Annotated in this window: 11 protein-coding genes; 4 read left to right on the top strand and 7 right to left on the bottom strand. The window is 60.8% G+C overall.

Annotation, left to right across the window (positions count from 1 at the left end):
• The 3 genes from VEK15_31810 to VEK15_31800 all read right to left on the bottom strand — a co-directional run.
• Window positions 1-556 (bottom strand): acyloxyacyl hydrolase (locus VEK15_31810; GenBank protein HXV65325.1); only part of this gene is annotated, 556 nt, incomplete at its 3' end.
• A gap of 47 nt (window positions 557-603) precedes the next feature.
• The gene (locus VEK15_31805; GenBank protein HXV65324.1) at window positions 604-1,248 is read right to left on the bottom strand and encodes an outer membrane beta-barrel protein; all 645 of its coding nucleotides are present in this window, start codon (window positions 1,246-1,248) and stop codon (window positions 604-606) included.
• Between the two features lie 292 nt (window positions 1,249-1,540).
• On the bottom strand, window positions 1,541-2,515 hold the full coding sequence (locus VEK15_31800; GenBank protein ID HXV65323.1) for a M48 family metalloprotease: 975 nt from the start codon (window positions 2,513-2,515) through the stop codon (window positions 1,541-1,543).
• 388 nt (window positions 2,516-2,903) lie between these two features.
• On the opposite strand from VEK15_31800, the gene VEK15_31795 reads away from it, so the two are divergent.
• From VEK15_31795 to VEK15_31785, 3 genes are all read left to right on the top strand, one after another.
• Window positions 2,904-3,815: a TlpA disulfide reductase family protein gene (locus tag VEK15_31795; GenBank protein ID HXV65322.1), complete on the top strand. Its 912-nt coding sequence runs from the start codon at window positions 2,904-2,906 to the stop codon at window positions 3,813-3,815.
• A gap of 97 nt (window positions 3,816-3,912) precedes the next feature.
• Window positions 3,913-4,422, top strand: coding sequence for a DUF2911 domain-containing protein (locus tag VEK15_31790; GenBank protein ID HXV65321.1), 510 nt, complete (start codon window positions 3,913-3,915; stop codon window positions 4,420-4,422).
• A gap of 72 nt (window positions 4,423-4,494) precedes the next feature.
• Window positions 4,495-5,526, top strand: coding sequence for a hypothetical protein (locus VEK15_31785; GenBank protein ID HXV65320.1), 1,032 nt, complete (start codon window positions 4,495-4,497; stop codon window positions 5,524-5,526).
• Window positions 5,527-5,531: 5 nt separating this feature from the next.
• Here VEK15_31785 and VEK15_31780 read toward each other — a convergent pair whose 3' ends face one another.
• From VEK15_31780 to VEK15_31765, 4 genes are all read right to left on the bottom strand, one after another.
• Window positions 5,532-6,386, bottom strand: a complete 855-nt coding sequence (locus VEK15_31780; protein HXV65319.1) for a DUF72 domain-containing protein — start codon at window positions 6,384-6,386, stop codon at window positions 5,532-5,534.
• Window positions 6,387-6,409: 23 nt separating this feature from the next.
• Entirely contained in the window at window positions 6,410-6,829 is a 420-nt protein-coding gene (locus VEK15_31775) for a UPF0158 family protein (GenBank protein ID HXV65318.1), read from the bottom strand.
• 326 nt (window positions 6,830-7,155) lie between these two features.
• Window positions 7,156-8,364, bottom strand: a complete 1,209-nt coding sequence (locus VEK15_31770; GenBank protein ID HXV65317.1) for an acyl-CoA dehydrogenase family protein — start codon at window positions 8,362-8,364, stop codon at window positions 7,156-7,158.
• A 137-nt stretch (window positions 8,365-8,501) separates the two neighbouring features.
• On the bottom strand, window positions 8,502-9,314 hold the full coding sequence (locus tag VEK15_31765) for an enoyl-CoA hydratase/isomerase family protein (protein HXV65316.1): 813 nt from the start codon (window positions 9,312-9,314) through the stop codon (window positions 8,502-8,504).
• 108 nt (window positions 9,315-9,422) lie between these two features.
• Here VEK15_31765 and VEK15_31760 point away from each other — a divergent pair.
• Window positions 9,423-9,720 (top strand): aminotransferase class V-fold PLP-dependent enzyme (locus VEK15_31760; GenBank protein HXV65315.1); only part of this gene is annotated, 298 nt, incomplete at its 3' end.

Raw genomic sequence — 9,720 nt, 5'->3', positions numbered from 1 at the left:
AGGAGTTGATACCCGGGTTTGGCTGAACCAGATCGGCATTCGAGATGTGGTGAAGCCGAAACTCGAAGGAGTAGAGAAGAGACTTGCCGTCGGGTACACGGACACCGATCCCGATCTGCGGGGTGAAATTGACTCGAGACGTGTCCCGAGGTATCTCTTCGCTCGAGTACAAGAAGCCCGCCCCGAGCGTGGCGAACGGCCGGAATCGAGACGTAACCTCGAAGAAATACTGTCCGAGAAGCGTGAACGACAATCCGTAGCTCGTACTGTCCTGGAACACGAGGAACAGCGGAAGGATCTCTAGGTCGACGCCCAGTCGGCCGCGAAGAAGACCGGGCCCTCCGGCACCGGTGAGTACCCTGCCCAAATGGGCTCCCATGGCGAGGAGCTCGGCGTCGGGTACGCCATCGAACACGTCGAGGGCCGCCCCGAAGCTGCCTACGATCCCGAACTGGATGTCGCTTTTCTCGAGGTCCGTTCCCGGGCTTTCCTCGGGTGACTCCTGCGCCGGGCTCGAAACCGCCAAGGTGAGCGCGAGAATGGGTAAGAGAGTCACGCGAAGAGCCTCCGAGATCGATGTCGGATCGCAGGAATCCCGGCGAGTCAGAAGAAGTAGGTGGCGGCGAAGAAGAACATTCGGGTGCGTTTCTCCGTAGTCTGGGGCAGCCATTGGCGAAACTCGACGCGTGCGGCGAGGTTGTACAAGAAGTAGAGGTCGAATCCTCCGCCGAAATGTCCCGTGGGCTCGTACTCCTTGGTGTCGAGGATGACTTCTTCGGTCCGGTCGAGTATCTGGTTCGTCACTGGGTCGAACGTGAAGAAGATGTCGGTGCGTTTCTCGTCGCGCCGCACCACGCCTCCTCCAGCGAGGAGGAAAGCGTGAAAAGGCTGCCTCCGTCCGAGGTGAAAAACGAACGATCCGTCCAGATGGTACCGGTTCGTCTCGAACCGGAACGCGGGAATGCCCTGGACCTGGTCGATCGGCTCGCCGTTCTCGTTGAACTCGCGGTTGGACCGAGCGAAGCTGAAGCCCCCTTCCAAGCTCAAATTGTCGCTGAATCGGAGTCCGAAAAAGCCGCCTACGGTGGCCGTGCGCCCATGATCGACCTCGGGGTTCTCGAGGACCGCGAACCCCGCTCCTCCTCCCAACTTGAACTTATGGGCCTGCGCGCGAGCAGGGACGGGGGCGAAAGCGAATACGGAGAGCATCAACGCTAGTGCGAGAACGTGCGCGAGGCGGAAGATCACAGTCAAGCCTTTCCCGTTGAGCCGTAGGCCCAAAACGAATTTGGTGGCAGCCACCGGATTCGAAGGATTCTAGCCTCGAAGCCGAGGCGATTTCCAAAAGGGGAGCCGCGGACGAGCGGCCGACGCTCCCCTCCCGGAGTGAAGGACTCAAAAGTGCTCAGTGCCGTGGCGGGACCCGTGATCGATCGGGCCGCCACGGCTCGGGCTGCTTACGGCGCGGCAAGCGCGCCGGGCTCGCTCCGCTCGCGTAGGGTGGGTTGAGTTTTTCATGACCCTGCCAGCGAAGAATGATTCAACGGTAGTTGATGCCGATCTCCCGTTCGAGTGATCTTGCCCGAGACTTCGGCGTGGAGTGGCTCCCGAAGAAGAAGTTGAGGGCCTCGGGGCGATCGCCGTATTTGCGAGCGAAACGCAGCCACAGGGACGGTGCTTTCTCGACATCGTACCCGGCCTCTCGCGAGTATCTCAGGCCGACTCGATCGGCTTGGTCCTCGTGCTCGCGACTGTAGTGGTTCACGAAGGTGAGCGCTCCGAGCCCCACGGCGGTCGTGGCGATTCCGCTCGCGCCGCGGCCGCCCCTCTCCGAGAAAGCGAGCCCTCCAGCAACAGCGAGCTGGGTCCAGAGACTTCTCTTGTACTGTTTGCGCGAATGCTCGTGCGTCGCATGAACGAGCTCGTGTCCCAGAATGATCGCCAATTCGTCGTCGTCCATGTCCTCGAGCAAGCCTCGAAACACGTAAATCGAGCCGTTGGGCGCGGCCATGGCGTTCCACTCGTCGTTATCCACGACGTAGACACGAAAATCTCGTCGATCCCGGTAGGGAGGAACGAGTCGTTCGGTGATGCGACGCACCCGAGCGACGTCTGCGCCCGAGTCGCGCAGGCGCCCGAGGTTCACGCGTCCACCGTTGCCCTCATCGAAAACACGGCCGTGCCGCCGCCAGCGACGCTCGGTTTCGTCGAACGCCTCCTGCAGCTGGCTTTCGAACAAGGCGACACCGTTGGGCTTGGCTTCGATCTGGCTCGCCAAGACCGAGCCGTCGGCGAGCCGTCTTCCTTTGACCTTGACCTCGTAGCCGAGGGGGATGGACTGAAAGCTCCGTGCCGCACCCTCGCCGCTGAATCGCGTCTCCGGGCCGACCCGGACTCTTTGACCTTCGACGATAAGGGTATCGTCTCGACGCCACTCGGCGTAGCCGTCGAGCTTCGTCTCGCTACCGGCGAAAGCCGTCGATGCGAAAAGTGAGAAAGCCAGCAACTTTCGCATGATGTCCTCCTCGCGTCTCGTAGCTCAATGCCGCGGCGGGACCCGTGGTCAATCCGCCTTCTCCTAAGGCCGCCACGGCTCGGGCTGCTCTAGCCTTTCACGGCATCTGTAGCAAAGGCCGTGCCGACCCCTTGTATGTTGTTAACAAAGGACTTAGGGGGAGGAACGGACTACGGCCCTGTCCTCGACAGGGGGCAATGGTCGAGGCTTTCAGGTTCCTTTCCAACGATTTGGATGGCAGACCGCGTCACCGACGGCTACTCGGAGAGGCGCAGCGGCGAGGCGCGCCAGTCGCAAGCTCGGGAACGACGCTTCGAGTTGCACGAGGGAGGACCTGCCGCTAAGATGACCGATTACGATAGGAGTCATCGCCAGGAAGGAGTGAAGCATGAGGGTTCTGGCGTTTGCTGCCACGACGGTCGGTTTGCTTGCGGGAGCGGCCGTCGCTCAGGATACTGACGACCCCGAGAAACGTATCATCCGCTACATCAAGGAGAACTTGAAGCCGGGCGAAAGATTGATCGTTTCCCAGCTCTACAACGAAGTGTTCACTGCTCCCGAAGAGCGCGCCGTTCTGGACAAGCTGAACCGCGCGTTTTTCCGAGTGCCTCTCTTCGTGATCGAGTTCGAGCAGCGCGAAGGGCGCCTTCCTACTCTAGATGACATAAGCGGACAGTTCGACTTCTATGGACCGGAGGAAGCAGATGTGGTTCTGTCGATAATGGAAACGGATCCTCGCGTTCCCAGATTCATCGAGCGCGATCCTGAGACCCGCGAGCTCACCAGGATCGACATCGAGAAAGTCAAGGCCGATGAGAGATTCAACCAGGCGGTGGAGCGCACCTTGACGGGGTGGGAGGGCAAGGAGATGCCCGACTTTACCGGTGTCGGCTTCGATGGGACGGAAACGAGGCTGTCCGATCTCGAGGGCAAGGCAGTTCTGGTCTACGTTTGGTTCACTGATTGCCCGCCATGCGTGAAGATCGGGCCCGAGCTCGTTGCGCTTCAGGAGCGATACTCCGGCCGCGGGTTCACCGTGGTGGGTCTCAACGCCGATCAGGTGCTCAAGCTGACGTATGATGACGCCTACCGCGCGGAGTACGCGGCCAAGGTTGGTGTGAACTATCCCAATTTGCATCTTACCGAGGAAGTGCGGGCGTCGCTGGGAAACGTCAACATATTCCCGACTCTGTTTCTCGTATCACCTGCGGGAACGATTGCCGGACATTTTGTGAATTTCCAGTCCCGGGAAGTGCTCGGACCGGCGATCGAGAGCGTCCTGCCCTCGGCGTCGAACTGAGGACAGCATCGGCTGTTCCCAGTCATCTCCGAGCTGTGGTTTCCAGAGTTCGTTCGAGGGAGCGCTTCGAACCGTCAAAACAAGGAGTAAGTCGAAAATGAAGAAGAAAGCGATTCGATTTGGGGCCGGAGCCGGCATGCTCGTCATGACCATGCCCATTCTGCTCGCGCACGGAAACAAACCAGGCAGCTCGAGCGCCTCGATTGGTGGAGGCGAAGTCAAGGTCGAGTTCGTCGGACCCTCCGCGAATGGACGCGATGTCCTGAGCCTCCTCCCTCCGGGGGGCTACTGGCGGATGGGCGCGGACAAGGCCACCACGCTCACGACGGACGTCGACCTGAAGGTCGGCGACGCCACCGTCCCCAAGGGCACTTACACTCTCGTGGCCCATTTCTCCGAGGGCAAGGAGTGGTCGTTGGTCGTGGCCGACGGGGTCGGCAGTGGGTCCAAGCCGACGAAAATCGTCGCCCAGGTTCCCGGTACACTGAGCAAGACCGACGCTGTGGTCGAGAACATGATTATCAAGCTCGAGGCGAATGGAAGCGCCGGAAAACTCGTGCTCGAGTGGGGTACCGCGCGTCTCACCGCCGAGTTCTCCGCGGCCTGAGTTCCCGTCGATAAAGGACTATCGCGCCCCGCGCCTGCCGGGTTCGGGGCGCGTCGTCCTCTTCCGAGGGAAATGAAAACAATCCCGATCGTTCTCCTCGGGTTCGGTAACGTTGCCCAATCACTTCTCCAGCTCCTCGAGAAAAATGACAGGTACGAGGGGGAAGGCGTTGTTGTCGAAGTTCGGGCGATCTTCGACCGTGGCGGCGGAATCGTCGTCGGTTCGCGAAAAGCGGGCACCCTCGTGGACATCAAGCGACGTGAAGGAAGCGTCACCCGCGTTCCTGGTGTGGATCGCCTGAGCGTCGAGGAGGCGCTGGACTCGGCGGGTGCGGGCTCGATCCTGGTGGATACCAGTGTCACCGATGCGTCGACCGGTGAGCCTGGACTGACTCCGGCCCGGCTCGCCCTGGCGAGAGGCATCTCCGTCGTCTTTGCCAGCAAGGGTCCTCTCGTGGTGGCCCAAAGCGAGCTCGTGGCGCGCGCACGAGAGAAAGGTGTTCGTCTCGGTGCTTCCGCCGCCGTGGGAATTCCTCTTCCAAGCATCGAGGTGGGGGTTTACGGCTGTCGCGGCGCCCGGGTCCACCGGTTTCGCGGAATCTTGAACGACACGACGAATCAGATCCTGCGCGACCTCGAAGCGGGGATCACGCTCGAGTCATCGATCGAACGGGCGCGCATCGCCGGAACGATCGAGGAGGATCCAAGACTCGACCTTGAGGGGTGGGATGCCGCCTACAAATTGCTCATTCTTGCGCGCGCTCTGTGGGAGCCGGGCCTGTCGCTATCCGACGCCCATACTTCCGGCGTCGAGATCGTGGATGCCGAGCGTCTCGAAGAGGCTCGCCGGCAACGTCAGCGTCTGCGCCTCGTCGCGTCGGGTGAAAGAGACGGGGCGGGGGGCGTGTTACTCGAGACCAGCGTGCAAGCCTTGGACCAGGACGATCCTTTTTACCATCTCGGACCGGGGCACAAGGCGGTCGTTCTCGAAACCGACGTCATGGGTAGTCTAACCGTGAGCAGCACCCGGGGCGGACCGCTGGCAACCGCGGCCTGTGTGGTGAAGGATGTGCTCAACATCGCTTCGAGGCCCTCGCCGTTCTAACGGATTCAAAAGAGCCGGCCCTGGGGCGCTGACTCCTCCTCCGCGACTCTTGCGAGCACGGGATATCGGGTGACGAGAGACGGAGGCGCGCTGACTTTCCGCCCTTCCAGTCGAGAACGAATCTGAAGCGCGTTCACGACCGCCTGGCCCCGAAAATGATTGTTGGTGATCACGTAGGTCTCGGACGCGCTGTCGCTGACCTCTGAGATCTTCTCCAGCCACGGGTCGAGCTCTTCTTCCGAGTACAGGTAGTCGTAGCGCGCATCTCTACCCGCACCCTCGCGAAACCAGTCTTGATAGTTTCTCCCATGAAGCCGGACGTAACCCACGGCTCCCGTGGTCTTGTCGGACGGGGCAAGAGACCGACCGATCAACGGCTGGTCGATGTTGCAGAATCCGACTCCGCGATGGGAGAGCTCGTCGTAGAAATCCGGGTCGTTCCAGGAGGCGTGGCGGACTTCGACGACAAGCGGGTAGTCGCTCAAGCGGTCGAGCAACCGCGCGAGATATGACTTCGACTCGTCTTCGTTCTTGAACGACCAGGGGAACTGGAGTAGAAGCGCACCGAGCACGCCGGCGTCGGCGAGAGGCGCGAGGGCCTCTCGAACTGCCCGTTCGTCCGCCTCCATCGCCGTCCGTTCGTGGGTAAATCCCTTGTAGAGTTTCAGGGTGAAGCGGAAGTCTTCGTTCTTCCGGGCTCGGCGCGCCCAAGACGAGGTCGTGCGAGGCGTTGGAATCCTGTAGAAAGGGGAGTTGACCTCCAGGGTGTCGAAGAAACGAACCAGGTAGGCGAGACCGTCGAAGTTCGCCTGCTTGGGGAAGACGATGCCCTCCCAGTCGGGGTACGACCAGCCCGCCACGCCGACCCTCGTCCGCCGGTGGCTCAGGTTTGGGACAGGCCCAGCTTGTCCAGCCACGCGTTCGCTTTTTCCCGCGAGCGTGCCATGCGGTAATCGCGCCAGGCGTCGCGTGCCGCGCGGTTTCTCTCCACGAAATCGACGAACTTGGTTCCGTCGTGGTCGTTGGGCACGAGCGATTCGAGCTCCTGCTTCAGCTCTCCATCGGCCATGGACTCGACGAAAGCGTCTTGCTCCTCGAGAGATTCCTCCAGAGACGGTTTGGGAACCTGCACGAAACGACCGCGGGTATCCGCTTCGAGCTGCCACACCAGCTCTTGCGTCTCGGGGTCGTCGTGGTCCTCGAGCACGTTGAATACTTGCCCCGAGTCCATATCCAGATAGTAGCTCCGTTCGACCGAATCGTCGCTAAATGCGACAAACAGCGCGTCGACGTCGACGTTCACGATGGTCCTACCTCCTCACTGCCCAGAGTGACGTCAGAAGTTCTTCCGCCGAGGAAGCGATTTCGTCGATGGGGACGGGCTCGCTTTGCGGAAACATCGGCACGGGGCGGCATCCTTCGTGATTGCTTTGTTCTTGTGGGATGGTCACGTCCTTGGATTGTGCCGGTCTGGAGTGCTCTCAAGAAATGCGGATGGTATGTATCGAGTCGGCTCTTATTGTAATCGACCGAGAAACCGGCGGCAAGCGGCTCGCCCCGGGTCGCTGCTCGGGGAGGTTGGTCTTTGGCCGAGTCGAAGCCTCCGTCCAGTCGACAAGTCCGGTGCAGCTATGTCGACTTCGGGTATGCGGGAAGCGTTACCCGGGTCGGCTTGTCCACCCGATAGCCGAGGGCATAGTCGGCCTGCATCAACGTGTGGATTTCGCGCGTCCCTTCGTAGATGACCGCGCCTTTCGAGTTCCGCCAAAAACGACCCACAGGATACTCGTCGGAGTATCCGTAAGAGCCGAAGATCTGAATCGCATCGGAGGCAGCGCGCTCGGACGCAACGGTCGAATACCATTTTGCCAGAGACGTCTCCCTGGTGTTGCGCTGACCACGATTCTTGAGATCTCCGGCACGAAGCCAAAGCAAGCGCGAGCAATCGTAATCACGCACCATGTGGGCGATCATCTGCTTTACCAATTGATGTTGGCCGATGGGCACGCCGAATGCGTGCCGCTCGCGCGCCCACTTGACGCTCTCATCGAGACAGGCGCGTATCAAACCGGTAGCGCCCGCCGCCACGGTGTAACGACCCTGATCGAGCGCGAACATAGCGATACGGAATCCTTCCCCCTCCTTCCCCAGGAGGTTTTCTTCGGGAACTTCGACGTCGGTCATCTTGAACCAGCCGGTGTTCCCCGCCTTGATACCCCATTTGTGGGTCATCGAGCCGCTCTCGAAACCTCTGAACCCGCGCTCGACGACGAACGCGGAGAGTCCATTGTGATCCCGCGCTTTCTTTTTCGCCTGGTCGGTCCAGGCAATGACGAGAAAGTGGTCGGCGATCTCGGCGAGGGATATCCACTGCTTCTCACCGTTGAGGACGTAACGGTCGCCCTTCTTGATGGCGGTGGCCTGGATGCCTACGGCATCGCTTCCCGCATTGGGCTCGGTGAGGCCATAAGTGGCGATCTTCTCTCCTCGTGCCTGGGGCAGGAGGTAACGGGTCTTCTGCTGCTCGTTACCCCAAGCCAGTAGGCTCAAGCTGTTCAAGCCTACATGGACCGACATGATGACGCGAAGCGACGTGTCGACGTATTCCAGCTCCTCGCAGGCCAATCCCAGCGAGATGTAGTCGAGTCCGGCCCCGCCGTATTGCTCGGGAACGCATATCCCCAGAATGTTGAGCGAGGCCATCTTTTTCAGAATGCTTCGGTCGAAGTGCTTCTTCGAGTCGTTTTCCTGGATGTGGGGTGCCACCTCTTTCCTAGAGAAATCGCGCACCATTTCTTGGACCGAGCGATGGTCCTCGGTCAGCTCGAAATCGATCATGGATGACTCCGTTCCTCGATACTCCAATTTCACGCGAACTGTGACGAAAATACGTCCCAGGAATGAAAGCAAAGGTGCTGAGAGCGACTGCGCAAAGTCGATTGCCGATAACGTGCGGTGCGAAGCTCACGGACGGGCTAGCGGTGTTTCCAGACGGGCGGTCGTCGCTCGCGCAACGCCCTGAGTCCTTCAGCCGCGTCCTCGGTCGCCATGAGCTGGTCGAGGTAGATCGTTTCTAGGTGACGCAAACCGTCCTCCAGGGGAAGATTCGCTGCGTCCGAGATCGCGCGGCGTGCCAGGCGAAGCACGGGAGTCGAGAAGCCCTGGAGGAACTGAATCCATTTCTCGACCTCGAGGTCCAATCTGTCCGAAGCGAAAGAGCGCGTAACCAGGCCGATCGACTCCGCCTCGCGGCCGTCGTAAATCCGGCCGGTCAAGATCAGTTCGAACGTCCGGTGGAGGCCCAGCAACCTCGGATAGATTACCGGAGCGACGGAGGGAAAGAGACCGGCCTTGAGCTCCGGCTGGCCAAGCTTTGCGTTGTCGGCGGCAAAGCAGAAGTCGCAGGCGGCGGCGAGCTCGCAGCCGGCCCCCAGAGCCATACCTTTGACCACGGAAAAGCTCACGGCTCCGAGGTCGACGAGCCGGCGTATCGCCCGGTGAAATGCATCGAGAAGCTGATAAACGCTGTCTTCGGTGTGCTCGGCGATATCGAGTCCGCTCGAAAAGGCCTTTTCGTCTCCCTGGATGACCACGACTTTCGCCGCCTCCTTGAGCTCCAGCTGCTCCAGGGCGTGGATGAGGTCTTCCAAAACCGCCAGGTTGAGCGCGTTAGCCGCTTCGGGACGCTTGAAACGAATCCTTGCGACCCCGTCGTCGAGTAGATACTGGATGTTCTCAATCTTCCGCGGCTCGCGCGCGGCGAGGATCGGGTCGAGGATTTCATCCATAAGTGTCCATGCTAACACACGGCCAAACGGTTTGACACGCGATGCGCCGCGCGACTCCGGTGGGCTTCGAAGTCTCGTTTGTGGTAGAAAAGAAACAGGGCTAGGTTAATGACCGGACAAGAAGTCTACCTCGACTACAACGCGACGACGCCGCTGGCCCCGGAAGTGCTCGACGCGATGCTGCCCTACCTGCGGGAGCGATACGGCAACCCCTCGAGCATTCATTCATTGGGCCGACCCTCACGAGAGGCGGTCGATGCCTCGCGCGACGAAGTGGCGGCGTTCCTGAACGCGAGCCCGAGGGAGGTCGTGTTCACCGCGGGGGGAACCGAGGCCGACAACCTGGCGATTCTCGGTTTTCTCGCGGGACTCGAAGCGGAGGGCGACGAAAGAAGGCACCTGGTCA

The organism is Vicinamibacteria bacterium, from assembly GCA_035620555.1.
Taxonomy (GTDB): domain Bacteria; phylum Acidobacteriota; class Vicinamibacteria; order Marinacidobacterales; family SMYC01; genus DASPGQ01.
The sequence above is the reverse complement of the archived record's forward strand: the minus strand, read 5'-3'. Positions and strand labels throughout refer to the sequence as shown.